The organism is Streptosporangium sp. NPDC051022 (genome assembly GCF_040683035.1).
GTDB lineage: Bacteria > Actinomycetota > Actinomycetes > Streptosporangiales > Streptosporangiaceae > Streptosporangium.
This window is the reverse complement of the sequence record NZ_JBFBCF010000015.1, coordinates 128,141-153,971: the sequence shown is the minus strand read 5'-3', so window position 1 is coordinate 153,971 and position 25,831 is coordinate 128,141. Positions and strand designations below refer to the sequence as shown.

24 protein-coding genes are annotated in these 25,831 nt (G+C 68.7%); 3 read left to right on the top strand and 21 right to left on the bottom strand.

The window, feature by feature from the left end:
• Positions 1–82: 82 nt before the first annotated feature.
• On the bottom strand, positions 83–1,330 hold the full coding sequence (locus AB0N02_RS24330) for a PEP/pyruvate-binding domain-containing protein (protein ID WP_363950554.1): 1,248 nt from the start codon (positions 1,328–1,330) through the stop codon (positions 83–85).
• A gap of 59 nt (positions 1,331–1,389) precedes the next feature.
• Here AB0N02_RS24330 and AB0N02_RS24325 point away from each other — a divergent pair, with 59 nt between their 5' ends.
• Together AB0N02_RS24325 and AB0N02_RS24320 are read left to right on the top strand one after the other, a co-directional pair.
• A complete protein-coding gene (locus AB0N02_RS24325; RefSeq protein ID WP_363950552.1) occupies positions 1,390–1,785 on the top strand; it encodes a DNA-binding protein in 396 nt (131 codons plus the stop codon).
• Positions 1,782–2,417, top strand: a complete 636-nt coding sequence (locus AB0N02_RS24320) for a transcriptional regulator (RefSeq protein ID WP_363950550.1) — start codon at positions 1,782–1,784, stop codon at positions 2,415–2,417. The genes AB0N02_RS24325 and AB0N02_RS24320 overlap by 4 nt, the downstream gene beginning before the upstream one ends.
• A gap of 554 nt (positions 2,418–2,971) precedes the next feature.
• Here the strand turns inward: AB0N02_RS24320 and AB0N02_RS24315 are convergent.
• The 5 genes from AB0N02_RS24315 to msrA form a co-directional block, all read right to left on the bottom strand.
• Positions 2,972–3,376 (bottom strand): DUF3592 domain-containing protein, encoded by a 405-nt coding sequence (locus AB0N02_RS24315; protein ID WP_363950548.1) that lies wholly within the window; start codon positions 3,374–3,376, stop codon positions 2,972–2,974.
• A gap of 702 nt (positions 3,377–4,078) precedes the next feature.
• On the bottom strand, positions 4,079–4,750 hold the full coding sequence (locus AB0N02_RS24310) for an HNH endonuclease family protein (protein WP_363950545.1): 672 nt from the start codon (positions 4,748–4,750) through the stop codon (positions 4,079–4,081).
• A 342-nt stretch (positions 4,751–5,092) separates the two neighbouring features.
• Positions 5,093–5,470 carry a GntR family transcriptional regulator gene (locus tag AB0N02_RS24305; protein ID WP_326822967.1) on the bottom strand — a complete coding sequence of 126 codons (378 nt, stop codon included), beginning with the start codon at positions 5,468–5,470 and terminating at the stop codon, positions 5,093–5,095.
• Positions 5,467–6,282, bottom strand: a complete 816-nt coding sequence (locus AB0N02_RS24300; protein ID WP_363950543.1) for a hypothetical protein — start codon at positions 6,280–6,282, stop codon at positions 5,467–5,469. Before AB0N02_RS24300 ends, AB0N02_RS24305 begins: the two co-directional genes overlap by 4 nt.
• Before the next feature lie 287 nt (positions 6,283–6,569).
• The gene (gene msrA, locus AB0N02_RS24295; RefSeq protein ID WP_363950541.1) at positions 6,570–7,229 is read right to left on the bottom strand and encodes a peptide-methionine (S)-S-oxide reductase MsrA; all 660 of its coding nucleotides are present in this window, start codon (positions 7,227–7,229) and stop codon (positions 6,570–6,572) included.
• Between the two features lie 138 nt (positions 7,230–7,367).
• Between msrA and rarD the strand changes: the two genes are divergently transcribed.
• Positions 7,368–8,276 carry an EamA family transporter RarD gene (rarD, locus tag AB0N02_RS24290; RefSeq protein WP_363950539.1) on the top strand — a complete coding sequence of 303 codons (909 nt, stop codon included), beginning with the start codon at positions 7,368–7,370 and terminating at the stop codon, positions 8,274–8,276.
• Between the two features lie 35 nt (positions 8,277–8,311).
• Here the strand turns inward: rarD and AB0N02_RS24285 are convergent, their stop codons facing one another.
• From AB0N02_RS24285 to AB0N02_RS24215, 15 genes are all read right to left on the bottom strand, one after another.
• Positions 8,312–8,713, bottom strand: coding sequence for a MarR family transcriptional regulator (locus tag AB0N02_RS24285; protein ID WP_363950537.1), 402 nt, complete (start codon positions 8,711–8,713; stop codon positions 8,312–8,314).
• A gap of 794 nt (positions 8,714–9,507) precedes the next feature.
• Complete coding sequence (locus tag AB0N02_RS24280; RefSeq protein ID WP_363950536.1) at positions 9,508–10,503, bottom strand: polyprenyl synthetase family protein; 996 nt, start codon at positions 10,501–10,503, stop codon at positions 9,508–9,510.
• Positions 10,504–10,517: 14 nt separating this feature from the next.
• Positions 10,518–12,071, bottom strand: coding sequence for an NADH-quinone oxidoreductase subunit NuoN (gene nuoN, locus AB0N02_RS24275; protein WP_363950532.1), 1,554 nt, complete (start codon positions 12,069–12,071; stop codon positions 10,518–10,520).
• Positions 12,068–13,615, bottom strand: a complete 1,548-nt coding sequence (locus AB0N02_RS24270; protein WP_363950529.1) for an NADH-quinone oxidoreductase subunit M — start codon at positions 13,613–13,615, stop codon at positions 12,068–12,070. Before AB0N02_RS24270 ends, nuoN begins: the two co-directional genes overlap by 4 nt.
• The gene (nuoL, locus tag AB0N02_RS24265; RefSeq protein ID WP_363950776.1) at positions 13,615–15,456 is read right to left on the bottom strand and encodes an NADH-quinone oxidoreductase subunit L; all 1,842 of its coding nucleotides are present in this window, start codon (positions 15,454–15,456) and stop codon (positions 13,615–13,617) included. Before nuoL ends, AB0N02_RS24270 begins: the two co-directional genes overlap by 1 nt.
• Before the next feature lie 70 nt (positions 15,457–15,526).
• Positions 15,527–15,823, bottom strand: coding sequence for an NADH-quinone oxidoreductase subunit NuoK (gene nuoK, locus AB0N02_RS24260; protein ID WP_363950526.1), 297 nt, complete (start codon positions 15,821–15,823; stop codon positions 15,527–15,529).
• On the bottom strand, positions 15,820–16,821 hold the full coding sequence (locus tag AB0N02_RS24255) for an NADH-quinone oxidoreductase subunit J (RefSeq protein ID WP_363950523.1): 1,002 nt from the start codon (positions 16,819–16,821) through the stop codon (positions 15,820–15,822). Before AB0N02_RS24255 ends, nuoK begins: the two co-directional genes overlap by 4 nt.
• Entirely contained in the window at positions 16,814–17,329 is a 516-nt protein-coding gene (nuoI, locus tag AB0N02_RS24250; RefSeq protein ID WP_363950520.1) for an NADH-quinone oxidoreductase subunit NuoI, read from the bottom strand. Before nuoI ends, AB0N02_RS24255 begins: the two co-directional genes overlap by 8 nt.
• Positions 17,316–18,668, bottom strand: coding sequence for an NADH-quinone oxidoreductase subunit NuoH (gene nuoH / locus AB0N02_RS24245; RefSeq protein WP_363950518.1), 1,353 nt, complete (start codon positions 18,666–18,668; stop codon positions 17,316–17,318). Before nuoH ends, nuoI begins: the two co-directional genes overlap by 14 nt.
• A gap of 5 nt (positions 18,669–18,673) precedes the next feature.
• A complete protein-coding gene (locus tag AB0N02_RS24240) occupies positions 18,674–21,220 on the bottom strand; it encodes an NADH-quinone oxidoreductase subunit G (protein WP_363950515.1) in 2,547 nt (848 codons plus the stop codon).
• Positions 21,221–21,284: 64 nt separating this feature from the next.
• On the bottom strand, positions 21,285–22,574 hold the full coding sequence (gene nuoF / locus AB0N02_RS24235; RefSeq protein ID WP_363950512.1) for an NADH-quinone oxidoreductase subunit NuoF: 1,290 nt from the start codon (positions 22,572–22,574) through the stop codon (positions 21,285–21,287).
• Positions 22,571–23,230: an NADH-quinone oxidoreductase subunit NuoE gene (gene nuoE, locus AB0N02_RS24230; protein ID WP_363950509.1), complete on the bottom strand. Its 660-nt coding sequence runs from the start codon at positions 23,228–23,230 to the stop codon at positions 22,571–22,573. Before nuoE ends, nuoF begins: the two co-directional genes overlap by 4 nt.
• The gene (locus AB0N02_RS24225; protein WP_363950773.1) at positions 23,227–24,483 is read right to left on the bottom strand and encodes an NADH-quinone oxidoreductase subunit D; all 1,257 of its coding nucleotides are present in this window, start codon (positions 24,481–24,483) and stop codon (positions 23,227–23,229) included. The genes nuoE and AB0N02_RS24225 overlap by 4 nt, the downstream gene beginning before the upstream one ends.
• A gap of 65 nt (positions 24,484–24,548) precedes the next feature.
• On the bottom strand, positions 24,549–25,226 hold the full coding sequence (locus AB0N02_RS24220; protein ID WP_363950506.1) for an NADH-quinone oxidoreductase subunit C: 678 nt from the start codon (positions 25,224–25,226) through the stop codon (positions 24,549–24,551).
• A 53-nt stretch (positions 25,227–25,279) separates the two neighbouring features.
• A complete protein-coding gene (locus AB0N02_RS24215; protein ID WP_184755084.1) occupies positions 25,280–25,831 on the bottom strand; it encodes an NADH-quinone oxidoreductase subunit B in 552 nt (183 codons plus the stop codon).

The following is a 25,831-nucleotide window of genomic DNA, read 5'->3' as shown; positions in this document are numbered from 1 at the left end:
CCGGTCGGTACGTGGGGGTTCAGCGGCGGGATGCTCGGAGGGGTCGGCTTGGCGGCGCGCGGCCAGGGACGGAAGTGATCAATCACGCGTCTGTCGCCGTGACGGTGCCGGTGGTGCCGTCGACGGTGATGACGGTGCCGTCGCGGAGCCTGCTCGTCGCGTTCGGGATGCCCAGGACGGCGGGGATGCCGTGCTCTCGAGCGACAATCGCGGCGTGGGAGAGTACGCCTCCGGTTTCGGTGACGACGCCGGCGGCGATGCGTAGCAGCGGCGTCCAGGCAGGGTCGGTGAAGGGGCAGACGAGGATGTCGCCCGGGCGCACGCGCGCGAAGTCGCCGAAACCACGAACGATCCTCGCGGTGCCGGTCACGGTCCCGCGGCTACCCGGCATTCCGGTGAGTCCGGCGGCTGTGATGCCCGAGGCGCCGGAAGGAGGTACCGGTGGTGGGGGTACGGCGGTGACCGGCCGTGCTTGCAGAACCCAGGTGCAGCCGTCGGCGATCGCCCACTCGATGTCCTGCGGGCCACCGAGTACGGCAGCGATCTGTTCGCCCAGCTTGGCCAGCTGCGCGGCGGTCTCGTCGTCGACCGTCGGCTGGTTCCGGGTGGCGACGGGCACGTCGCGGACGACGAGCTGCGTGCCGCGCCGGTCAAGGCGCTTCTGTTTGTCTGCGACGGTGCGGGTGACCGACCCGTCCTCGGAGACCAGGTAGGCGTCAGGGGTGACCTTGCCCTCGACGACGCTGGGGCCGAGGCCCCAGGACGCCTCGATCCGGGTCGCGGCGTTCGGGCCCGCAGGGGTGAACATGATCCCGGATACCTCGGCGTCCAGGTGGCGTTGGACGATGACGGCCATCAAAAGATCGTCGGACGGTTGGTCGTCGCAGCCGGAGGCGGCCCGGTAGGCGATGGCACGCGGGGAGAACAGCGAGGCCCAGCAGGCACGTACGGCTTTGGCGACCTCACCGAGTCCGTGCACGGCGAGGAAGCTCTCGTGCTGACCGGCAGCCGATGCCTGACCGGTGTCCTCCTTCGCTGCCGATGATCTTACTGCCACGGGCGGATCACCGAGCTCGTCCAGTGCGCGTCCCAGCGCATCGATCACGGCGGCCTGGACCGGGCGGGCCTCAATCGTCTGCCGCGCCGCGTCGACATCGTCCGACTCGTCGGCGAACCGTCCGAGGTCCAGGTCGTGGACAGCGGCGAGGTAGGCGGCGAACGAGACGACGAAGCCGTCAGGAACCGGCAGACCCGCACGGAGCAACGCGCCGAGCGCACCGGCCTTGCCCCCGCAGGTGTCGGCGACGGCCTCCCCAAGGGGTACGATCATACACTCCACCTTTCAACAGAAGATTGACAACAATTTATTGATTGTGCATTCTGAGACGCATGCAACGCAAGAACGACATCGCCCCCGGCACGCGCGCCGACCATGTCCAGGCCCAATGGGAGCGGGACGCGCGTGAGCGTCTTCTCGACCTGGGCGCGGATGAGCTTGACGCCCGTCCGTGGCGCCCTCCGCCCGCCCCGCCGTCGGCGGTCGACCTCGTACAGTTCGCCGTCTGGCGCAACGCCGACCTGGCCCCGGAGGACATCCTGAGCGCGCTCGCCCTCCTGCCCGCCGCACGAGCCGAGGTCGAAGGACTCGAATCCGCCCTGCTGTTCATCGCCCGGAGCGCAGGTCTGACCTGGGCACAGATGGCGCACGTGATGGGGTTCAACTCCCCGCAGGCATGCCAGCAGCACTACACCCGCCTGACGGCACGACAGGACGCCGACTCGTGACGCGCGACTCCACGCACGGCCTCCTGGTCCTGCACGCCGTGCGCATCACCGGTTTCGCGGACACCCCGGTGATCGCTCATCGGTACGGTCTCGATGCGGCCACGACGAAAGAGGTGCTACGCGACGCCGAGACACGTGGCTGGGTCGAGCACACCTCCTTCGCCGGCACCGGAGGCTGGTCGTTGACCGAACCGGGCCGGGCCGAGAACGAGCGCCGGCTCGCGGCCGAGCTCACACTCACCGGCGCCGCCGACGAGGTCCGAGAGGTCTACCGCAAGTTCCTCCCGCTGAACGCTCTCCTGCTACAAGCCTGCACCGACTGGCAACTCCGGCCCACCGCCGACGATCGGCTCGCCGCCAACGACCACTCCGATCCCACCTGGGACGCCGGAGTGCTCCACGAGCTCGCCTGCATCGACCGGGCGCTCACGCCGCTCGCAGACCGGCTCGGTCGCGTCCTCACGCGGTTCCGCGGATACGACACGCGATTCACCACGGCCCTGGCGCGCGCACGAGCCGGGGAGGGCGCCTGGGTCGACCGCACCGACGTGGACTCCTGCCATCGTGTCTGGTTCGAGCTCCACGAGGACCTCATAGCCACGCTCGGCCTCGACCGGCACGCGGAACCCTGACCCGCCATCCCGGCGAAGAAGGCGAACAACGCCACACCGCACAGGGCATCCAGCCGGCTCTTCGGCACCGACCCACCCGGATCAGCGGAAGGGCGACGAAGTCGTGAGACGGATACGGGTTCACTCCCGGAAGCCGGGCGTGAACCCGTACGAGCGAAGTTCGACGTTACTCCTCAGCCGGGAGCAGGCCCGTCTGGCAGGCGCCCCGCTGAGATGGGTCACCCGGCTTGACGTTGGTGCCGCCGGTACCGCAGTAGCCGTTGGGTACTTTGTACAGATATTGCCGGTGGCAGCGATTCACTTCCGGCAGTAGGTCTGGGCTAATGCGGGTTTGACAGGAACATCCGCTCCACCAGCCGCTGATTCTCCGCCGCCGCGTCGGCCCGGGTCGTGTACCGCACCACATGCGTCTCGCCCATCTGAACGACACCTCCTGATCTCCGTGGATGCGACCTGCGCAGCCCGCGTCATTCCGGTCCGTCTACAGATACGGAGGCGCCATGCCGCGAAAACTCATCGGCCCGAACGGATGCCGGTGATGTCCGCTCCCGTCCTCACAACCAGGAACTGACCGCGAAAAACAGGGAGACCACCAGGACGACCGCCCCGACGATCAGGAACAGCACGCCGTGAAGCACACCGCTGCCGCCCGCCCCGTCCAGACGGACACGCTGGGGTCGCGCGGGGTCGTAGACCACCATGACCTGCTGGCCCGGACGGACTGGCGACGGGTTGGAGCCCAGATCCGACTCGGTCTCCACCACGGAGCCCTGCACCGTCTGGAAGCGCAGTGTGGGGTAGTACACGCCCTTGCCGCCGCCGGACCGGCGCAGTCCCACGACGACGCCCGGCACCCGCGTCCCGTGCCGCAGCAGCCACTGCCCGACGGTGATGACACGGATGCTGGTCGCGATGAACACCGCTCCGATCACGATTCCGAACAATGGCACGGTGCTCATGTCCGCTGTCTCCTTCTCATCTCGTTCAAGGGCCGCCGTCACACTCCCGTTCGAGGGCCTGCACCGCCGAAGCCCGACCCGGTCGATCGCCTGCCGGTGCTCGCATCATCAGAAGGAGCAATGGGATCGCGGCAGCTTGCCGGATGCCCTGCGGTCCTTGCGATTCCCCGACATGAACCGCACCGGCGCTCTCCTGTCCCCGCGCATCACACTTCTCCGTGACAGCCCGGTGTGATTCACGGCAGTAGGATTCCGGGCCGCGATTGCAAACGGCTTGGATCTTGCTGCAGGACGCGCGACCGTTTCACGCCGGAGGGGGCGGACGACGACCGCGAGAACACGCCGGACCATCCGGCCCGTAGGCCATGCAGCGCCTGCTGCGCACCGCAGGCTGGGACACCGAAGCCGTCCGCGACGACGTGCGTCGTTCGGAGAAAATCCTCGCGTTCCCCTCCCTTGATCCACCCACTGTGGATCAAGACATGGTCATCAGACGTCACCGAACGTCAGACCGACCGGACAGGAGACACCGGTACCGCTCAGCCCGCAGCACTTGTTCTCTCGCGGGTTCGGTGCGGCAGCCGGAGGGGCGATCTTCGTGTAGAGGTCGTGAAATCCTCTCGGCGGCCCCTCACAGGGGTCGCCGTTCCAGGGGGAGACCTTCTCTCGTGCGGCGCGAGTCGTCGGCCGGTGTGTCAATCATTACCTCCGGCAGGTGCGGAGCATGTTGAGCAGGGCTGCTTTCTCCTTCCGGGTCACGAAAAGCCGGTAGTGATACTTCACAGTGATCCACGAACTCGCATAACGGCACCAGTAACCGCGGCGCGACGGACGCCAGCTCTGCGGCCCTTGGCCTCCCTTCGCGATGTTGGCGGAGTGGCTGACCGCTACCAGCTCGGGGCGAGTGAGATCGTTGGCGAAGGCGCGCCTCCGCGCCTGGCTCCATCTTCTGGCACCGGAGCGCCAGGCGTACGCCAACGGCACGACATGGTCGACGTCGATCTGTTGCGCACTCCTCAGCGACTTGCCGTCGTACACGCTGTACCAAACACCCTTTACAGGGTGACAGGCCGCGTTTCTGCGCACGCCCTGCCCGCTACGAGCAAGGACCGTCTCCCGCACGTCGCACCTACCCCTGTGGTGCGCCCACCGGGGCTGGAACCGTCGATGGCTGTAACCACGGATCGACAGCGGCCTGGCGACTTTCAGCCGGGCCAGCATGCGGCGAGCCGGTGCCGCAGCATCGACCTGTGGCCGTTTGCGCGCGTCGGCCACCGCCGAGTGGGGAGCGGTGACAACGGTGATCTGAATGATCAGAAGAGTGAGCATGACGACTCGGAGGACCCGACTCAAGAAGATCATGGTTCCAGCCATACCATTAACTCCCCTTCGGCCATGCCGATATGCAGGGCACGAGCACGAGGGGTGAAGCGACCATGCGGTGCCGTCGGTTGACGACCGGGCCCCGCGAGGAGGACCCGGCAGGAACTCTGCATCCAGCGCGCGACCGGCTGCGTCGCCGGTGGGAGAAGGTCACGACTGCCACCATCCTGCGAGGACGGTGGGACGATCCGGAATCGAACTTGTCCTCGTCAGGGCGGCCGACAGCCGGAGACGGTGTGCCAGGACCCGGCCTCAAAGGGGACAGGGGCCGCCTGATCGGCCGCTACGCCGGCGTCGCGCGCCCGGCGACGTGATCCTGCGGCCGGGTCGCGGTCATGACGAGGCCGGTGCTGCCGCGCCGGACGTCAGAGCCGCCTGTACGATGCGGATCGCCTCGCCCGCGTCGATGCCGACGCTGGCGATCACGGCCGCGTAGTCGGCGGCGGCCCGGCGAGCTCGCTCCCGGCCCTCCTCACCGGCGGCCGACACGAACGAGCCCGCCCGCCCGCGCGTCTCGATCAACCCGGCCTCCTCCAGCTCCCGGTAGGCCCGGCCGACCGTGTTGACGGCCAGGCCGAGGTCGGCCGCGAGGTGGCGGATGGTCGGCAACCGGGCGCCCACGGCCAGCGTGCGGTCCTGGATCTGCCGGGCGAGCTGGGCCCGCAGCTGCTCGAACGGCGGCACCGGCGAGGCCGCGTCGATGACGATCATCGGACGCTCATGACCCGCCGGGCCACCGTCGCGCTCGACGGCGTCCTGGCACGGAGCGCGACGATCGCGATCAGGCCCAGGATCAGGTAGGCGACCGCAGCGGCGCTCCACCAGCCGGGCGCGGTGCCGAACAGCAGCACCATGGGCAGCGACCACTGCACGTTCGGCGTGGTGAGGTCGCGGGCGTCCTCGACGCGCATGATGACGTCGGCGGTCAGCGACTCCTCGTCCTCCGCCACGACCGGGCACCTGAGCAGGTGACGCAGCTGCACGGCGATGATGGCCGTCACACCGAGCAGGCCGATCAGCAGAACGACGGCCAGCTGCCGCACGGTGGGGTCGGGAACGGCCAGTGCGCTCCCGACCAGCACCATCGCACCGGCGAACGTGGCGACCGCAAAGACGGCGTACGGCCGGCCGAGCACGGCCCGCCAGCCGGGCTGGACCAGATGGGCGGCCCTGCGCGACAGCGTCGCGCCCGCCCGCTGGTCGACGCGTCGCACCCACCGGTCGAGCAGCGACTGTGCCAGCAACAGCCCGGCCACCAGCGCGGTCAGGGCCAGCAGCGGCAGCGGGCGATGCGGCGGGAGGCCGCCGAAGGCGGAAGTGGCGGCGAGCGCGCTCGCGAGGATCAGCACGGCCAGGATGACGTGAGCGGCGAGGCGGGCGCGGCTGCGGACCGCCAGCCGACTGGCCAGCAGCGGGGTCGGGCGGGCGTCGGCCAGGTCGTGCCGGGCCAGCCACTCGCCCGCCAGTCGCAGATCGGCCGCACGCGCCGGCGGGCCGGCGTCCGGTAACGGCTCACGGGTCATAGCGCCTCCTTTTGTCGCAATCTTTGTAGCAACATATTGCGTCATATCTTGCGACAAAGTCAACGCCCCATGGGCCTTCGTCGTCCCGATGGCGCGAGCCCCGGCTCAGCGGCGGCCATCGCCGTGGACCATCAAGTGGACGGCCACCGCCTGACGCGCGGCGAGACGCCGAAGGCGGCTCGTCTTCAACTGTGTGATGAAACTCCTCGCCGGAAACGGCTCTGGCCCAAGATCGACACCGGGTGAACCGGGCGATCCTGGGCCAGGAATCGACTATCTCCGCAGGTCTACGCGTCGCCGGAGGTCAGGCCAACAGGACACGAGACTCCAGTGCCGCCGATGCCGCAGTAGCCGTTGGGTACTTTGTATAGATATTGCTGGTGGTACTCCTCGGCGAAGAAGTAGTCGCCGGCTGGGGCGATCTCTGTGGTGATCTGGCCGTAGCCCGCCTCGTTGAGCACCTTCTGGTAGGCGTCGCGTGAGGCCAGGGCGGCCTTCTCCTGTTCGGGTGAGTGGAAGTAGATCGCCGAGCGGTACTGGGTGCCGACGTCGTTGCCCTGGCGCATGCCCTGGGTGGGGTCGTGGGCCTCCCAGAAGACGCGGAGCAGTTCCTCGTAGGAGATGTGGGAGGGGTCGAAGACCACGCGGACGGCCTCGGTGTGGCCGGTCTGGCCGCTGCAGACCTCTTCGTAGGTCGGGTTCGGGGTGTAGCCGCCCTCGTAGCCGACCGAGGTGGACACCACTCCGGGAGTCTGCCAGAACTTGCGCTCGGCGCCCCAGAAACAGCCGAGGCCGAAGTCGGCGATCTCGGTTCCCTTGGGGTACGGCGGAGCCAGCGGGGCGTCGAGGACCGCGTGACGTGCGGGCACCGCCATCGGGGTGGCCCGGCCCGGCAGCGCGTTCTCCGGGGCGACCATGGAAGTCTTGTTGCCGAACAGCCAGCCCATGCTGCGAACCTCCTTCTGACACGTTCTCACCAGGTAGGAACCACCTCGGGCACTCCCGTGTTCCCATAAGAGTCACTTAATGATTGGAGAAGGACTACTAACTTGTAGTAAATCAGGTAAGCAGTAAAGATGGGTGTCATGCCTGAATCGCGTCGCGGGGTCCTGTACGGCATCGCCGCCTACAGCATGTGGGGCCTGTTCCCCCTCTACTGGCCGCTCCTGAAGCCCTCCGGAGCCCTGGAGATCCTCGCCCACCGCGTCGCGTGGTCCCTCGTCGCCGTCATCGCGATCCTGGCCGTCAGACGGCACTGGTCCTGGTTCCGCGAGTTGCTGCGCACCCCGAAGCGGCTCGGTCTCCTCGTGCTGGCCGCGGCGGTCATCACAGTCAACTGGGGCGTCTACATCTACGCCGTCAACAGCGGGCACGTGGTCGAGAGCGCGCTCGGCTACTTCATCAACCCGCTGGTGAGCGTGCTGTTCGGGGTGGTGCTGCTCAAGGAGCGCCTGCGGCCCTGGCAGTGGGGCGCGGTCGGGCTGGGATCCGTGGCGGTGGTCCTGCTCGCCGTCGACTACGGCAGGCCGCCGTGGATCGCGCTGGTGCTGGCCGTGAGCTTCGGCACCTACGGCCTGATCAAGAAGATCGCGAGGGTCGGCGCCGCGGAGAGCATGGCCATCGAGACCCTGGTTCTGCTGCTGCCCGCGCTCGGCTACCTGGTCTATCTGCAGCAACAGGGCGCCGGCACCTTCGGGAGCCTGGGCACGGGTCACGCCCTCCTCCTGGCCGGGGGCGGCGTCATCACGGCCGTTCCGCTGATCTGCTTCACCGCGTCGGCGTTGCGGGTGCCGCTCACCACGATCGGCCTGCTGCAGTACATCGCCCCGGTGCTGCAGTTCCTCGTCGGCGTGTTCGTCGCCCACGAGGTCATGCCGCCCAGCCGGTGGGCCGGATTCGCCATCGTCTGGCTGGCCCTGTCGCTGTTCACCTGGGACAGCCTCCGCGCCGCCCGTAAGACCCGCCGCACGGTGCCGGAGCCGGTGACCGCCTAGGCGACCGCCCGGGCCGCCTAGGAGGGTCAGGAGGATCAGGAGCCCCGTACGGCCGCGACCAGCGGGCTCAGGAGTGGGTCGTCTCCCGCCTGTTCGAGCGCGAGGTCGAGGGAACGCTCGTAGGTGGGGATCGCCTCGGCCAGGCGGACCCGACCGGCGTCGGTGATGACCGAGTAGACGCCTCTGCGGTCACCCTCGCACAGGGCCCTCCTGGTCAGACCGGCCTGTTCGAGGCGGGCGACCAGCCGGGTGACCGAGCTCTGGTTGAGGCCGAGCGCCTCAGCCAGTTCCTGCATGCGCAGCTCACCGCCGGACACCTGGGCCAGCTCTCCCAGCGCGCGATACTCCGACAGGCCCAGCCCGTGCCCGCGCTGCAACGCCTTGGCCAGGTCGGCTTCCACCCTGGTGTGCAGAACCACGAACCTGTCCCATGACATCGCCGGTCCTCCTCGTTCGGTCAGTGCCCGCCAAGATTCTCCATGCACATACAATATTTGCCTGCGCATGCGCGGGGAGGGAATTCCGAGAAGCCGGCGAACCGGCACCCGTCGGCGGGCCCGGACCGCGACGACCTCTCCCGGGACTCCCCACGAAATTCGTCTGCCGTCTCTCGTGCGAGGTCTCACGGAATTCGAGGGACCTGAGAAGGCATATTCGAGTCAGGCGCCGGAATCGCTGGTAATTTCGTCTCGGTTCGTGAGTGTCGCGCAGCTTCTCTCCGCCCAGTCGAGCCCCCGGGGATCGACTGGACGGACCGGGGTCGTCCCCAAGGGCAGTACCGGTCCGGGAAGGCGGGAAAGCGATGGCGAAACACGCCAAGCGGACCGACGACAGGTCAGGTCGCATAGCAGGCCGATGGTGGCTCCTCGTCGCAGGAGTCGCCGTCGTCACGGTGACCTGGCTGCTGAACAGACGCAGGCCCAGCTAGCCGAACGGCCGGCTGAGCCCGCGGTTCAGAACGAAGCCCCGGCCGGGACTGTCATCACGTGTCGGGGCTTCGTGCTGTGTTCAGCACTACGGAGTTCATTACTTCTCCACCGTATCCGACTTCCTGGTCGCAGCACCGTTTTATTCACGGACCACCGCGACTTCTTACGCCGATTTCTTATCGGCGTACTCTTACGCGGCAACCGTTAGGCCACCATCGCGTTTCCCATTCCATCTCGTTTCGCGCCACGTTCGCGTCTCGTTCGCGCCACGTTTCGCGTCAGCCGTCGCCGGAGACGCCGGCTCAGCCCGAGCGCTCGATGACGTAGTCGCAGAGGGCGAGGTAGGCGGCGCGGGCCGGGGTGTCGGGAAGGCCGGAGAGGTCTTCGCGGGCCCGGTCGACCCAGGCCACCAGCTCGGCGCGGGCCCGCCCCATGGCCGGGTTCGCCCGCAGCAGGCGCAGGGCTTCCTCGACGTTCTCCTCGGCCACGGGACCGGCCAGCAGCTCGCGCAGACGGGCGTCCTCGGGGGCGTCGGAGGCCAGGACGTACAGCACCGGCAGGGTGCGGATGCCCTCGCGCAGGTCGGTACCGGGCGTCTTGCCGGACTCGACCGACTCGGAGGCGACGTCGAGCAGGTCGTCGCCGAGCTGCCAGCCGACACCGATGGCCTCGCAGGCCCGGGTCAGCCGGGCGACGATCTCCGGCGACGCGCCGCTCAGCATGGCGCCGAACCGGCCGGAGGTGGCGATCAGGGAGCCGGTCTTGTCGGCCAGCACGTCGATGTAGTGGGCCACGGGGTCCTCGCCCGCGCGAGGGCCGATGGTCTCGCGGATCTGGCCCCGTACCAGGCGGGAGAACGTCTGGGCCTGGATCCGGATGATGTCGGGCCCCAGGTCGGCGAGGATCTCCGAGGCCTGGGCGAACAGGTAGTCGCCGGTCAGGATGGCCACGGTGTTGTCCCAGCGGGCGTTGGCCGACGGGGAGCCCCTGCGGACCGGCGCCTCGTCCATGACATCGTCGTGGTACAGGGTCGCCAGGTGGGTCAGCTCGATGACCACGGCCCCGGGAATCACCCCCGGGGCCTCGGGCCTGCCGAACTGGGCGGCCAGCAGCACGAGCATGGCCCGGAACCGCTTGCCCCCGGCCTCGATGAGGTGCTTGGACGCCTCCGTGACGAAGGCGTCCTCGCTCTCGACCGAGGAACGGAGCAGCTTCTCGACCTCAGCCAGGCCGTCGGCGAGGTCCTGCGCCAGCCGCTCGTCGACGAACGGAAGATCAACAACCGGTGGCGCAGCCATGAAGCATTACTCCTCTAACGAATGAACAGCGCGGACGCAGCCTGGTCCGCCAGAGTGAGCACCGGCTGCGGGAAAACACCCAGCACTACCGTAGCCGCTGCCGCGAGGGCGACCACAGCCGAGGTGCTCACGCTGGGGGCGGCGATGGTCGGGCCGTCCGCAGCGGGCTCGTTGAAGAACATCAGCACGATCACCCGGACGTAGAAGAACGCGGCGATCGCCGAACTCACCACACCCACGATGACCAGCGGAATCGCCCCTCCGCCGACCGCGGCCGTGAACACGGCGTACTTGCCGAAGAAGCCGCTCGTCAGCGGGATGCCCGCGAAGGCCAGCAGGAAAAATGCAAAGATTCCCGCCAGAATCGGCGCTCGCTTACCAAGTCCGGCCCAACGGGACAAGTGCCCCGCCTCGCCGCCCGCGTCGCGAACCATGGTGACGACCGCGAAGGCGCCGACCGTGGTGAAGCCGTAGGCCGCCAGGTAGAACAGGATGGCCGACAGCGCCTTGGTGTTCTGCTCCGCGGCGCCCGTCGCGATCACACCGGTGAGCAGGAAGCCCGCGTGCGCGATCGAGGAGTAGGCAAGCATGCGCTTGATGTCCGTCTGGGTGATCGCCAGGACCGCGCCGACGATCATCGTGAGGATCGCGACGCCCCACATGACCGGGCGCCAGTCCCAGTCGAGGTTGCCCAGGGCGACCCAGAAGACGCGGAGCACGGCGCCGAAGGCCGCCACCAGCACGGTGGAGGCCATCAGGGCGGTGATCGGGGTCGGGGCACCCTGGTAGACGTCGGGCTTCCAGGCCTGGAACGGCGCGGCGCCGATCTTGAACAGCAGGCCGACGGCGAGCATCGCGACGCCGACGAGCAGCAGCGGCCGCTGCCCGGACACGGTGCCGAGCGCCTGGCTGATGGCCTTGAGGTCCACCGAGCCCGCGTAGCCGTACAGCAGGGCCATGCCGTACAGGAAGAAGGCCGAGGAGAACGCGCCGAGCAGGAAGTACTTGACCGAGGCCTCCTGCGAGAGCAGGCGGCGACGGCGGGCCAGGCCGCACAGCAGGTACAGCGGCAGGGACATGACCTCCAGGGCCACGAACATCGCCAGCAGGTCGTTGGCCGCCGGGAAGAGCAGCATGCCGCCGACCGCGAAGAGCAGCAGCGGGTAGACCTCGGTCTGCGCGAACCCGCTGCGGACCGCGTTCTCCTCGTCGGCGCTTCCCGGTACGGCCGCCGCCTGCGCGACGAACTGCTCGTCGTCGTTGATCAGCAGCGCGCTGATGAAGGCCAGGATGAGGATGATCCCCCAGATGAACAGGGAGGGACCGTCCACCGCGACCGCCCCCATGGCCGAGGCGGTCTCCGGCAGGCCGTTCATGGCCGCCAGGATGGTCGTGATGAACGCGCCGCACAGCGCCAGCAGCGTGAGCGGCGTCTGGATCGACTTACGCAGGTAACGGGGCGCGAACGCCTCGACCAGCACCCCGATGATCGCCGCACCGAACACGATCAGCATCGGGGACAGCAGCGCGTATTCGATCGTCGGAGTTGTCACAGTGGTGCCGTTCACTGCCCGGCCCCCTTCTTCTCGGCGACGGCCGGCGTGACGTGCACGTTGGAGATGTGGACATTGGACAGGGTGTGGTCCACCGCCGGGTTGATCATGTCAAGCGCCGGCTTGGGGAAGAAGCCGAGTGCGATGATCACGGCGATCAGCGGGCCGACCACCCACTTCTCCCGGGCGTTGAGGTCCGGGAGGGTCTTGACGGACTCGGCCGTGGGGCCGGTCATCGTGCGCTGGTACATCCACAGGATGTACACCGCCGCCAGGACCACACCGCTGGTGGCGATGATCGCCGGGACGACGTAGCGCTCGTAGGTGCCGAGCAGGACCATGAACTCGCTGACGAATGTGGACAGTCCGGGCAGCGACAGGCCCGACAGGCCGGCGATCAGGAAGGTGCCCGCCAGCAGCGGGGCGACCTTCTGCACGCCTCCGTAGTCGGCGATCTGGCTCGAACCACGGCGGTAGATCAGGAATCCGGCGATCAGGAACAGCGCGCCGGTCGAGAAGCCGTGGTTGACCATGTAGAGGGTGGCGCCCGCGCCCGCGTCCGTGGTCATCGCGAAGACGCCGAGGGCGATGAAGCCGAAGTGCGAGATCGAGGTGTAGGCGATCAGGCGCTTCATGTCGGTCTGGCCGATGGCCACGATCGCGCCGTAGACGACGCCGATCACCGAGAGCACGATCACCAGCGGTGTGAAGAACTTGGACGCCTCGGGGAACAGCTCCAGGCAGAAGCGGAGCATGCCGTAGGTGCCGACCTTGTCCAGCACGCCGACCAGGAGAACCGCGGCGCCCGCCGGGGCCTGCGCGGCGGCGTCGGGCAGCCAGGTGTGGAACGGCCACAGCGGCGCCTTGACCGCGAACGCGATGAAGAAGCCGAGGAACAGCCACTTCTGCGTGGTCGGGTCCTGGATGACCCCGATCAGCTCGGGGAACATGAAGGTGCCCTTGTCGGCGATCACGTAGAGCGAGATCACCGCGACGAGCATCAGCAGGCCGCCGAAGAGCGAGTAGAGCAGGAACTTGACGGCCGCGTAGGACCGCTGGGCTCCGCCGTACGACCCGATCATGAAGTACATCGGGATCAGCATGGCTTCGAAGAAGACGTAGAAGAGGAAGACGTCGGTCGCCGCGAAGACGCCGATCATCATCGCTTCCAGCACCAGCAGCAGTGCGAAGTAGGTCTTCACCGAGCGCTTGGGCGGGGCCGCGGCGCCGGTGCCGTCCGCGTCGTGCCAGGAGGCCAGGATCACGATCGGCACGAGGATCGCCGACAGCGCGATCAGCACCAGGGCGATGCCGTCGACGCCGACGCCGTAGTGGACCCCGAAGCGCGGGATCCAGTCGTAGGTCTCGGCGAACTGGAAGCGGGTCTCCTTGGCCGCGCCCAGGGCCGGGTCGAACCTGACCGCCATGACGGCGGTCAGGACGAGCACGACCAGGGAGACCGCCAGGGCGAGCTGCTTGGCGAGCTTGTCACTCTTGACAAGGGAGACACCCACCGCGCCCAGTACGGGCACGGCCATCAGGGTCGAGAGCCAGGGCATCACATGTTCCCTACGTAGAGCAGCGCGCCGACGACCAGGGCGGCACCGAAGAGGATGGACAACGCATAGGACCGTACGTAGCCGGTCTGGATGCGACGCAGCCGCCCGGAGGTTCCGCCGATGGCCGCGGCCAGCCCGTTGACCAGGCCGTCGATGCCACGGTTGTCGAAGAACACCGCGATCCGGGTCAGCCACTGGCCGGGACGCATGAACAGCGCCTCGTTCAGGGCGTCGCCGTACAGGTCACGACGGGCGAACACGGTGAGGAACGAGCCGCGCGGGGCGACCCGGGGCACCTCGGCGGCGCCGTAGCGGGACCAGGCGAAGGCGGCGCCGACGGCGACCAGCGCGAGCGTGGCCAGGCCGGGGACGCTGAAGGGGTGGAAAGCGGGCAGTTCCTCGGGGAGGCCGACGGCCGGGGCGAGGAAGAGCATGAGCCGGTTGCCCAGGATGAGGAAGGCACCCAGGAAGATCGACCCGATGGACAGGATGATCAGCGGCACGGTCATGACCGAGGGCGACTCGTGCGGGTGGGCGTCCTCGTCCCAGCGCCTCTTGCCGAAGAAGGTCATGAAGACCATCCGCGACATGTAGAAGCCGGTGATGCCGGCGCCGACGACGGCCAGCCAGCCCAGGATCTGGCTGTGCTCCATCGCCGTCTCGATGATGCCGTCCTTGGTGAAGTAACCGGACAGCAGCGGGAAGCCGATGATCGCCAGATAACCGATCATGAAGGTGATCGCGGTGACCTTCATCACCGAGAACAGGCCGCCGTACTTGCGCATGTCGACCTGGTCGTTCATGCCGTGCATGACGGAACCGGCGCCGAGGAACATGTTGGCCTTGAAGAAGCCGTGCGTGATCAGGTGCGCGATGGCGAAGGCGTAGCCGACCGGGCCGAGGCCCGCGCCGAGCATCATGTAGCCGATCTGCGACATCGTCGAACCGGCCAGGCCCTTCTTGATGTCGTCCTTGGCGCAACCGATGATCGCACCGGCGAGCAGCGTGGCCACACCGACGATCGTCACGACGAGCTGCGCGGTCGGGGCGCCCTCGAAGATCGCGCCGGAGCGGACGACGAGGTAGACACCGGCGGTGACCATGGTCGCGGCGTGGATGAGGGCCGAGACCGGGGTCGGGCCCTCCATCGCGTCCAGAAGCCAGGACTGCAGCGGCAGCTGGGCCGACTTACCGCAGGCGCCCAGGAGCAGCAGCAGGCCGATCGCGGTCAGCGTGCCCTGGGAGGCTTCGCCGGCCGCGCCGAAGACCTTGCCGAAGGTGACCGAGCCGAACGTGGTCCAGATCGTGAAGATCGCGATCAGGAGGCCGAAGTCGCCGACGCGGTTGACGATGAAGGCCTTCTTGGCCGCGACCGCCGCGGAGGGCTTGAACTGCCAGAAGCCGATCAGGAGGTAGGACGCCAGGCCGACGCCCTCCCAGCCGATGAACAGGCCGACGTAGTTGTCCGACAGCACCAGCAGGAGCATCGCCGCCACGAACAGGTTCAGGTAGGAGAAGAACCTGCGCCGGTCGGGGTCGTGCGACATGTAGCCGATCGAGTAGATGTGGATCAGCGAACCCACACCGGTGATCAGCAGGGCGAAGCTGATCGACAGCGGGTCGATCAGGACGCCCATGTCGGCGACGCCGGGGATGAACTGGTACAGCTCGAACGCCCTGCGACGCTCTCCCTCGGGCAGGCCGATCAGCTCCACGAAGGACAGGACGGCGACCACGAAGGCGGCCAGCGACATGGCGACGCCGAGGAAGTGGCCCCACCGGTCGGTACGGCGGCCGCCCAGCAACAGGATCGCGGCACCGAGCAGCGGCAGCGCGATCATCAGCCAGGAGACCCCGATCACTCCACCGGAGTGCTGGATGATCTCAGCGGGAGATTGCACCGGCCACCTCTTAGTACTTCAGCAGGTTGGCGTCGTCGACCGACGCGGACCTGCGGGTTCGGAAGATCGTCACGATGATGGCAAGGCCGATCACGACCTCGGCCGCGGCCACCACCATCACGAAGAACGCGATGATCTGGCCGTCCAGGTTGCCGTGCTGTCTGGCGAAGGTGACGAACGCGAGGTTGCAGGCGTTGAGCATGAGCTCGACGCACATGAACACCACGATCGCGTTGCGCCGCGTCAGCACGCCGATGGCGCCGATCGCGAACAGCAGCGCCGAGAGCACCAGGTAGTGAGTGGTCACTTGGCGTCCTCCTGGTGAGCCGCTTCCTTGGCGCCGCCCTCCCGGGCGGTCTCCGGCGCCGCGCCGTCCTCCGCGACACCGTCCTCCACGACGCCGTCCTCCACCACGGGGTCCTCCACCACGGTGTCCTCCACGACGGCCCGCTCGTCCTCCCGCACGGTGTCCCGTACGGCGAGTTCCTCCGGCTCGGCGTGGTCGGCGGTGTGGCCGTCCACGACGGTGTCCACGGCACTGTCCGCGACACCGTCCTGCGCGAGGACCTGCTGGATGAGCGCGGCCTTGCGCGGGTCGGTCGGGGCGATGCGGTCCTCCTGCTCGTGCCGGGCGAGCACCCGGTTGACCGACTTGGCCGAGACCGTGCCGTCGGGCAGCAGTCCGGGCATGTCGATGGCGTTGTGCAGGGCGTAGGTGCCGGGGCCGGGCAGCGGCGAGGGCTGCGGGCCGAGGAACCGGGCACGGGCCAGGTCGCGCTGGGTGGCCTTGGGCCGTACCCGCTCGCGGTGGGCCAGGACCATCGCGCCGAGCGCGGCGGTGATCAGCAGCGCCGAGGTGACCTCGAAGGCGAAGACGTATCGGGTGAAGATCAGCTGGGCCAGGCTGGGCACGTTGCCGCCCGCCTGCTTGACGGCGCCCGACAGGCCGGTCGCCGGGCCGACCACCGTGTTGCCGACCCCCAGGGCGAGCAGGGCGGCGAAGCCCAGGCCCGCGATCGCCGCCCAGAGGCGCTGTCCCTTGATGGTCTCCACCAGCGAGTCCGCCGAGTCCACGCCGACGAGCATCAGCACGAACAGGAAGAGCATCATGACCGCGCCGGTGTAGACGATGATCTGCACCGCGGCGAGGAATGGGGCGTCCTGGACGGCGTAGAGCACCGCCAGGGAGAGCATGACCACGCCCAGCATCAGGGCCGAGTAGACGGCCCTGCGGCTGAAGACGAGGCCGAGGGCGGCGGCGACCGAGACGACCGCCAGCACCCAGAACGTGATGGTCTCACCCATTGTTGCGTCCCAGCCGGTAGTAGTCCTCTTCGCTCTCGCCGAGACGCATGGCGTGGGGCGGGGCCTCCATGCCTGGACCGAGGGGCGCGAGGAGCATCTCCTTGGTGTAGATGAGGCTCTCGCGGCTCGAGTCGGCGAGCTCGTATTCGTTGGTCATGGTCAGCGCGCGGGTCGGGCACGCCTCGATGCACAGACCGCACAGGATGCACCGCAGATAGTTGATCTGGTAGGTGCGGCCGTAGCGCTCACCCGGCGAGAACCGCTGCTCGTCGGTGTTGTCGGCTCCCTCGACGAAGATCGCGTCGGCCGGGCAGGCCCAGGCGCAGAGCTCGCAGCCGATGCACTTCTCCAGGCCGTCGGGCCAGCGGTTGAGCTGGTGCCGGCCGTGGAAACGCGGAGCCGTGGGCCGCTTCTCCTCGGGGTAGTTGACCGTTTCGACCTTCTTGAACATCGTGTGGAAGGTCACGCCGAACCCCTTGACGGAGTTCAGCCAATCAGTTGCTCCCACTGGGAACCTCCTTGCGCGCTACGCCGTGGTAGTGCGGCAGGTCGAGTGGCGGCACGGGGAAGCCACCCGCGGCCGGTTCGGCGTCAAGGTGCGCGAACTCCGCCTCAACCTGGGCGGCCTTGGCCTCCCTGCGCTTTTGCAGGACGTTGTCGAAACGCCACCACAGCGCGAAGCATCCGAGGAGCACCACACCGGCCATGATGACGACCAGCTGCCGGTTGATGCCCTGGATCTGGTAGGCCTTCATGGTCGCGACCAGGAGGATCCAGCCGAGGTTGACCGGGATGAGGACCTTCCAGCCGAGGGCCATCAGCTGGTCGTAGCGGACTCGCGGCAGCGAGGCGCGGCACCAGATGAAGAACGCGAAGACGAGCACCATCTTGAGGAAGAACCACAGCAGCGGCCACCAGCCGCTGTTCGCGCCCTCCCACATGGAGATCGGGAACGGCGCCCGCCATCCGCCCATGAACAGGGTGATCGACACGGCCGAGACGACGAAGACGTTGACGTACTCGGCGAGCATGATGACGGCGAACTTCAGCGAGTTGGAGTACTCGGTCTGGAAGCCGCCGACCAGCTCGCCCTCGCCCTCGGGAAGGTCGAAGGGGACCCGGTTGGTCTCGCCCAGCATCGTGACGATGTAGATCAGGAACGAGGGGATCAGCAGGACCATGTACCACGAGGGCATCTGGATGGTCAGGCCGCCCAGCTCGACGGCCCTGCCGCCCGCCTGCGCGGCGACGATCTCCGAGGTGGACAGCGTCCCGGCGTACAGGAACACGCCGACGAACGACAGGCCCATCGCGATCTCGTAGGAGACGACCTGGGCGCTGGCCCGCAGGCCGCCCAGGATCGTGTACGGCGAGCGCGATCCCCAGCCCGCGAGCACGATGCCGTACACGCCGATCGAGGCCATCGCCAGCACCAGCAGCACCGCGACCGGCAGGTCGGTCAGCTGCAGCGGCGTCTTGACGCCGAACATCGAGACCATCGGCCCCATCGGGATGACCGAGAAGGCCAGGAAGGCCGGGACCGCCATGACGACCGGGGCGATGAAGTAGATCACCTTGTCCACGGTCCGCGGCATCAGGTCTTCCTTCAGGCCCATCTTCAGGCCGTCGGCGACCGACTGCAGCAGACCGAACTTGCCCGCCCTGTTGGGGCCGTAGCGGTTCTGCATGCGGGAGATGAGCTTGCGCTCGAACCACACGCCGAACAGCACGCCCAGCATCAGGACGATGAAGATGACGACGGCCTTGATGATGCTGATCCAGAGCGGGTCCTTGCCGAAGTCGGCAAGGGAGGGATCGGCAGCCGCCGCAAGCAGGTGCGTGTTCATTTCGCTCACCGCTCCTCGTTCACTTCGCGGGCGGCCGCGCCGGAGGCCGGCTCCGGAGCCGCGGACTCGCCGTCCGCCGTGCCGGAGGCGCCTTCGGCGAGCACGGCGCCCGCCGCGTCGGGCTCGCCCGCCTGGGCGCTCCCGATCCTGACAACGTCACCGGCCGCGGCGCGCAGGTCGCGGGTCACCGAACGGCCCGCGGAGTTCGAGGGCAGCCACACCACCCCGTCGGGCAGGTCGGCGACCAGGACCGGCAGGCTCAGCGAGCCGCCCTCGGTGGCGACGGTGATCTTGTCGCCGTCCGCGACGCCGGACTCGGCCGCGGTGGCCGCCGACACCAGCGCCACGCCCGCGCGGGCCGTGCCCGCGAGGTACGGCTCGCCGTCCTGCAGGCGGCCGTCGTCGAGCAGCAGGTGCCAGGTGGCCAGGAGCGCCTCCCCCGCCTTCGGGGCGGTGACGGGCCGGCCGACGACGCTCGGCGCCGCGGTCCGGGGACCGCGCCACGCGCCGATCGAGGCGAGCTCGCGGCGGGCGGTCGCGGGGTCGGGCAGGCCGAGGTGCACGTCCATGTGGTCGGCGATCGCGGAGATCACCCGCAGGTCGCTCATGACTCCCGGAACCGGGAGCGCCTCCTCGAACGTGCGGCCGCGTCCCTCCCAGTTGACGAACGTGCCGGACTTCTCGGCCACCGTGGCGACCGGCAGCACCACGTCGGCGCGGTCGGTGACCGCGCTGGGGCGCTGCTCCAGGCTCACGATGAACGGGGTGTTCTCCAGGGCCGCGAGCGCGGCCTCCGGGTCGGCCAGGTCGTAGGGGTCGACACCGGCGACGACCAGGGCGTCGAGCTCCCCGCCGAGCGCCGCCGCCAGCATGGCGGAGGTGTCGCGGCCCGGCTTCTCGGGGAGCGAGGTGACGTCCCACGCCCTGGCCACTTCGGCGCGGGCGGTCTCGTCGTCGATCGGGCGGCCGATGGGCAGCAGGTTCGGCAGCGCTCCGGCCTCGACCGCGCCGCGCTCACCGGCCCGGCGCGGGATCCACGCCAGGCGGGCGCCGGTGGTCTCGGCCAGCCGTACCAGTGCCGACAGCGCGCCGGGCACGGTGGCGAGCCGCTCACCGGCGAGGATGATCGCACCCTCCCGCCTGACCGCCTCGGCGGCCGGCGAGGCGCCGGAGATCAGGTCCTCGACGGCCGAGGTCTCGGCGCCGGGCAGCGTGGGCACCAGCGTGCCGCCCATCTTGGCCAGGCCCTCGGTCTCGAACGGCGCGACCGAGAAGACCCGCAGGCCCTTCTTGCGCCACGCCTTGCGCAGACGCAGGAAGACGATCGGCGACTCCTCGTCGGGCTCGAAGCCCACCAGGACCACGGCCGGAGCCTTCTCCAGGTCGCGGTAGCGGATCTCGATGCCCTTGCCCGCGACGGCGTGCGCGAGGAACCGCTCTTCCTCGGCCGAGTGCGGCCGGGCGCGGAAGTCGACGTCGTTGCCGCCGAGCGCGATCCGGGCGAACTTGGCGTAGCCGTAGGCCTCCTCGACGGTCACCCTGCCGCCGACGAGCACGCCCGCGCGGCCGCGGGCGGCGCTCAGGCCCCGGGCCGCGACGGCGAGCGCCTCGGGCCAGGAGGCCGGCACCAGGCGGCCCCCCTCGTCACGGACGAGGGGGGTCTTGAGCCGGTTGGGCTGGGTGGCGTAGGTGAAGGCCCAGCGGCCCTTGTCGCAGTTCCACTCCTCGTTGACCTCGGGGTCGTCCCCGGCCAGACGGCGGGTGACCTTGCCGCGGCGGTGGTCGGTGCGCAGCGAGCAGCCGCTGGCGCAGTGCTCGCACGCGCTGGGCGTGGAGACCAGGTCGAACGGGCGGGCCTGGAAGCGGTAGGCGGCGCCGGTCAGCGCGCCGACCGGGCAGATCTGGATGGTGTTGCCGGAGAAGTAGGACTCGAACGGCTCGCCGTCGGCGGTCCTGACCTGCTCCTTGGCCCCGCGCTCGAAGAACTCGATGAGCGGGTCACCGGCGATCTCGTCGGAGAAGCGGATACAGCGCGCGCACTGCACGCAGCGCTCGCGGTCCAGCAGCACCTCGGTCGACAGCGCGATCGGCTTGGGGAAGGTGCGCTTGCTCTCCTCGAAGCGGCTCTCGCCCTGGCCGTTGGACATGGCCTGGTTCTGCAGGGGGCACTCGCCGCCCTTGTCGCAGACCGGGCAGTCCAGCGGGTGGTTGAGCAGCAGCAGCTCCATGACGCCGCGCTGTGCCTTCTCGGCGACCGGCGAGGTGAGCTGGGTCTGCACGACCATGCCGGGGGCGACCTCGATGGCGCAGGACGGCTGCGGCTTGGGGAAGCCCCGGCCGTTGCCCGCGTCCGGGATGTCCACCAGGCACTGGCGGCAGTTGGCCGCGGGGTCGAGCAGCGGGTGGTCGCAGAACCGGGGGATCTGGATGCCGAGCAGTTCGGCCGCCCGGATGATCAGCGTGCCCTTGGGGACGCTCACCTGGAAACCGTCGATGGTGAGGGTTACCAGTTCTACCGGCGCCTGCGCCGGGGTGGTCGCTTCGACGGTCATGGCGTCTCCTCCGTCGGCCTCATGACCGAAACGGTGCTGTGCTTGCCGGTCGCGTGCCGTCCGCTCACTTGTTCCCCCAGACCGTGGAGGGGGCGTGGTCGAACGGGCAGCCGCCGATCTCGAAGTGCTTGAGGTACTCGTCGCGGAAGTGCTTCACCGACGAGTGGATGGGGCTGGTGGCGCCGTCGCCCAGGGCGCAGAAGGAGCGGCCCAGGATGTTGTCGGCGATGTCGGTGATCGTGGTCAGGTCCTCCTCGGTGCCCTGGCCCTTCTCCAGCCGCTTGAGCACCTGCTTGAGCCAGTAGGTGCCCTCCCTGCAGGGGGTGCACTTGCCGCAGGACTCGTGCGCGTAGAACTCGGTCCAGCGGAGTACGGCGCGCACCACGCAGGTGGTCTCGTCGAAGATCTGCAGGGCCCGGGTGCCGAGCATGGAGCCCTTGGCCCCGACCGACTCGAAGTCGAGCGGGACGTCCAGGTGCTCCTCGGTGAAGATCGGGGTGCTCGATCCGCCGGGGGTCCAGAACTTGATCCGGTGACCCTCGCGGATGCCGCCCGCCATGTCGAGGAGCTCGCGCAGCGTGATGCCGAGCGGGGCCTCGTACTGGCCGGGCCGGGTGACGTGGCCGCTCAGCGAGAAGATGCCGAAGCCCTGGGACTTCTCGGTGCCCATCGAGGCGAACCACTGGGCACCGTTGGAGATGATCGAGGGAACACTCGCGATCGACTCCACGTTGTTCACGACGGTGGGCGAGGCGTACAGGCCCGCCACGGCCGGGAAGGGGGGCTTGAGCCGAGGTTGACCGCGATGGCCCTCCAGCGAGTCGAGCAGCGCCGTCTCCTCGCCGCAGATGTAGGCGCCAGCCCCGCTGTGGACCACGAGTTCCAGGTCGAAGCCGGAGCCGAAGATGTCCCTGCCGAGCAGGCCCTTGCCGTACGCCTCGGCCACGGCCGCCTGCAGGCGGCGGATGACGTGCAGCACCTCGCCGCGCACGTAGATGAAGGCGTGGTTGGCGCGGATGGCGTAGGAGGCGATGATGACGCCCTCGACCAGCGAGTGCGGGTTGGCCATCATCAGCGGGATGTCCTTGCAGGTTCCCGGCTCGGACTCGTCGGCGTTGACCACCAGGTAGTGCGGCTTGCCGTCGCCCTGGGGGATGAAGCCCCACTTCATGCCGGTGGGGAAGCCCGCGCCGCCGCGGCCGCGCAGGCCGGAGTCCTTGACGGCCTGGATGACGGCGTCGGGCTCCATGCCCAGCAGCGCCTTCCTGGCCGCCGCGTAGTCGCCGTAGCCGTCCAGGGTGAAGGAGTCGGGCTGGTCCCAGTTGGCCGTCAGGACCGGGGTGAGAGTCGTCATGATGGCTCAGGAGCCTTCCATCCGTTGGCCTTGGCGACCTTCAGGCCCTCCAGGGAGGCGCCGTTCGCCGAGGGGCCCTCGTCCGCCAGGCCGTCCGGCAGGCCGGACAGCACGCGCGAGGCCTCCTTGAAGGTGCACAGCCGCTTCGGGCCGCGGGTCGGGGAGATCTCCTTGCCCGCCCTCAGGTCGTCGACGAGCTGCTTGGCCGACTCCGGCGTCTGGTTGTCGAAGAACTCCCAGTTGACCATCATCACCGGGGCGAAGTCGCAGGCGGCGTTGCACTCCAGCCGCTCCAGCGAGACCTTTCCGTCCGGGGTCACCTCGTCGTGGCCGACCCCGGTGTGCTCGGACAGCTCGTCCCAGATCTGGTCACCGCCCATGACGGCGCACAGCGTGTTGATGCAGACGCCGACGTGGTAGTCGCCCATCGGCCTGCGCTTGTACATGGTGTAGAAGGTGGCCACGCCGACCACCTCGGCCTTGCTCAGGCCCAGCGTCTCGGCGCAGAACTCGTGGCCGTCGTCGGAGACGTAGCCGTCCTCGGACTGCACCAGGTGCAGCAGGGGCAGCAGGGCCGACCTCGGCTTGGGGTAGCGGCCGATGATCTCCTTGGCGTCGCGCTCGAGGCGCTCGCGGACCTCCGGTGCGTATGTCACCGGTCCACACCTCCCATGACGGGGTCGATCGAAGCCACAGCCGAGATGACGTCGGCGACCATGCCGCCTTCGCACGTCGCGGGCATGGACTGCAGGTTCGTGAAGGACGGGTCGCGGAAGTGTACGCGATAGGGCCGGGTCCCGCCGTCGCTGACCACGTGGGCGCCGAGCTCTCCGCGGGGCGACTCGACCGAGGCGTAGGCCTGCCCGGCCGGGACCCGGAAGCCCTCGGTGACCAGCTTGAAGTGGTGGATCAGCGCCTCCATCGAGCCGCTCATGATGTGCGCGATGTGGTCGGGCGAGTTGCCCAGGCCGTCGGGGCCGAGCGCGAGCTGCGCGGGCCAGCCGATCTTCTTGTCGTCCACCATGACCCGGCCGCCCTTGAGCGGGCCGGAGAGCCGGTCGAGAGCCTGCTCAATGATCTTGAGCGACTCCTCCATCTCGGCCATGCGCACCAGGTAACGGCCGTAGACGTCGGCGGTCTTCTCGGTCGGGACGTCGAACTCGTAGGTCTCGTAGCCGCAGTAGGGCTGCGACTTGCGCAGGTCCCACGGCAGGCCCGCGGCCCGCAGCATCGGCCCGGTGACGCCCAGCGCCATGCAGCCGGTGAGGTCGAGGTAGGCGATGTCCTTGGTGCGGGCGAGGTAGACCGGGTTGGCGTCGAGCAGCTTGCGCATGTCCTTGATGCGCTCCGGCATGACCTTGAGCAGCTCGCCGACCTTGTCGACGGCGCCCGCGGGCAGGTCGACGGAGACGCCGCCGGGCCGCACGTAGGCCATGTTCATCCGCAGGCCGGTGATGTACTCCATCACGTCGAGCACCATCTCGCGCTCGCGGGACCCGAAGAGGAACGGCGTGGTCGCGCCCAGCTCCATGCCGAAGGTGCCGATGGCCACCATGTGCGAGGAGATGCGGGTCAGCTCCATCATCATCACGCGGATGGCCTGGGCCCGCTCGGGGATGCGGTCGGTGATGCCCAGCAGCTTCTCGACGCCCATGCAGTACGCCGTCTCGTTGAAGATCGGCGCGAGGTAGTCCATGCGGGTGACGAACGTGGTCCCCTGGGTCCACGTCCGGAACTCCATGTTCTTCTCGATGCCGGTGTGCAGGTAGCCGATGACCGTGCGGGCCTCGGTGACCGTCTCACCGTCGAGGTTCAGCACCAGGCGGAGCACGCCGTGCGTGGACGGGTGCTGGGGGCCCATGTTGACGACGAGCTGCTCGTCCTGCTGGCCGCTGAGGGTCTCGACCAGTTCCGTCCAGTCGTTGCCGGAGACGGTGTAGACCTTGCCCTCCGTGGCCTCCTCATAGGGAGCACTCACGAGTACGACCTCCTCTGGTCGGGCGCGGGGATCTGGGCGCCGCGGTACTCGACCGGGATGCCGCCGAGCGGGTAGTCCTTGCGCTGGGGGTGGCCGTCCCAGTCGTCGGGCATCATGATGCGGGTCAGCGCCGGGTGGCCGTCGAAGACGATTCCGAAAAAGTCCCAGGTCTCCCGCTCATGCCAGTCGTGAGTCGGGTAGACCGAGACTGTGGAGGGGATGTGCGGGTCGGAGTCGGGGCAGGACACCTCGAGGCGCAGGCGGCGGTTGTGCGTGATGGAGCACAGGTGGATCACCGCGTGCAGTTCCTCACCTTCGAGGTGGGGGTAGTGCACGCCGGAGACGCCCAGCGACAGCTCGAAGCGGAGCGCGGGGTCGTCGCGCAGGGTCTTCGCGACCTCCAGCAGGCGCTCGCGCCTGACGTGGAAGGTCAGCTCGCCGCGGTCGACGACGACGCGCTCGATCGCGTCGGCGAGGTCGGCGCCGAGCGCGCGCTCCAGCTCGTCGGCCACGGTGTCGAAGTAACCGCCGTAGGGACGGGGGGTGGACAGCTCGGGCTTGCGCCGCACGACCAGGCGACCGTAGCCGGAGGTGTCTCCGGTGCCCTTGGCGCCGAACATGCCCAGGCGGGCGATCGGCTCCTGGGGGACCTCGGGGAGGTTGTCAGTGCTCATGCCGGTATCTCACCGTTCCTTGTTCGCCGCGCGGGTCTCGCCGCTCTCGCGCCTCACTTGGCGGTCCCCTGATCGATCAGGGGCAGCGTCCGCAGGGCCTGCAGTTCGAGCTCGTCGATCTGCTTGGCTCGGTGCGCGCCGAACTTCATGTTCTGGATCTTGTCGTGCAGCTTCACGATCGCGTCGATGAGCATCTCGGGCCGCGGCGGGCAGCCGGGCAGGTAGATGTCGACGGGGACGACGTGGTCCACACCCTGCACGATGGCGTAGTTGTTGAACATACCTCCGCTGGAGGCGCAGACGCCCATGGCGATGACCCACTTGGGCTCGGCCATCTGGTCGTAGATCTGCCGCAGCACCGGGGCCATCTTCTGCGACAGCCGGCCCGCCACGATCATCAGGTCGGCCTGGCGCGGAGACGCCGAAGCGCGCTCCATGCCGAAGCGCGCCAGGTCGTGCTTGGGGCCACCGGTGGACATCAGCTCGATGGCGCAGCAGGCAAGACCGAAGGTCGCCGGCCAGACGGAGTTCTTACGCGCCCAGCCGGCAACCTGCTCGACCGTGCTGAGCATGAATCCGCTCGGAAGTTTCTCTTCAAGACCCAT

What these genes read in the sequence shown, in the direction of transcription:
- AB0N02_RS24330 (WP_363950554.1), bottom strand. Translation starts at nt 1,330, where the DNA reads ATGATCGTACCCCTTGGGGAGGCCGTCGCCGACACCTGCGGGGGCAAG.
- AB0N02_RS24325 (WP_363950552.1), top strand. Translation starts at nt 1,390, where the DNA reads ATGCAACGCAAGAACGACATCGCCCCCGGCACGCGCGCCGACCATGTC.
- AB0N02_RS24315 (WP_363950548.1), bottom strand. Translation starts at nt 3,376, where the DNA reads ATGAGCACCGTGCCATTGTTCGGAATCGTGATCGGAGCGGTGTTCATC.
- AB0N02_RS24310 (WP_363950545.1), bottom strand. Translation starts at nt 4,750, where the DNA reads ATGGCTGGAACCATGATCTTCTTGAGTCGGGTCCTCCGAGTCGTCATG.
- AB0N02_RS24305 (WP_326822967.1), bottom strand. Translation starts at nt 5,470, where the DNA reads ATGATCGTCATCGACGCGGCCTCGCCGGTGCCGCCGTTCGAGCAGCTG.
- AB0N02_RS24300 (WP_363950543.1), bottom strand. Translation starts at nt 6,282, where the DNA reads ATGACCCGTGAGCCGTTACCGGACGCCGGCCCGCCGGCGCGTGCGGCC.
- msrA (WP_363950541.1), bottom strand. Translation starts at nt 7,229, where the DNA reads ATGGGCTGGCTGTTCGGCAACAAGACTTCCATGGTCGCCCCGGAGAAC.
- rarD (WP_363950539.1), top strand. Translation starts at nt 7,368, where the DNA reads ATGCCTGAATCGCGTCGCGGGGTCCTGTACGGCATCGCCGCCTACAGC.
- AB0N02_RS24285 (WP_363950537.1), bottom strand. Translation starts at nt 8,713, where the DNA reads ATGTCATGGGACAGGTTCGTGGTTCTGCACACCAGGGTGGAAGCCGAC.
- AB0N02_RS24280 (WP_363950536.1), bottom strand. Translation starts at nt 10,503, where the DNA reads ATGGCTGCGCCACCGGTTGTTGATCTTCCGTTCGTCGACGAGCGGCTG.
- AB0N02_RS24270 (WP_363950529.1), bottom strand. Translation starts at nt 13,615, where the DNA reads ATGCCCTGGCTCTCGACCCTGATGGCCGTGCCCGTACTGGGCGCGGTG.
- nuoL (WP_363950776.1), bottom strand. Translation starts at nt 15,456, where the DNA reads ATGATCGCGCTGCCGCTGCTCGGTGCCGCGATCCTGTTGCTGGGCGGC.
- AB0N02_RS24255 (WP_363950523.1), bottom strand. Translation starts at nt 16,821, where the DNA reads ATGGGTGAGACCATCACGTTCTGGGTGCTGGCGGTCGTCTCGGTCGCC.
- nuoH (WP_363950518.1), bottom strand. Translation starts at nt 18,668, where the DNA reads ATGAACACGCACCTGCTTGCGGCGGCTGCCGATCCCTCCCTTGCCGAC.
- AB0N02_RS24240 (WP_363950515.1), bottom strand. Translation starts at nt 21,220, where the DNA reads ATGACCGTCGAAGCGACCACCCCGGCGCAGGCGCCGGTAGAACTGGTA.
- nuoF (WP_363950512.1), bottom strand. Translation starts at nt 22,574, where the DNA reads ATGACGACTCTCACCCCGGTCCTGACGGCCAACTGGGACCAGCCCGAC.
- AB0N02_RS24220 (WP_363950506.1), bottom strand. Translation starts at nt 25,226, where the DNA reads ATGAGCACTGACAACCTCCCCGAGGTCCCCCAGGAGCCGATCGCCCGC.
- AB0N02_RS24215 (WP_184755084.1), bottom strand. Translation starts at nt 25,831, where the DNA reads ATGGGTCTTGAAGAGAAACTTCCGAGCGGATTCATGCTCAGCACGGTC.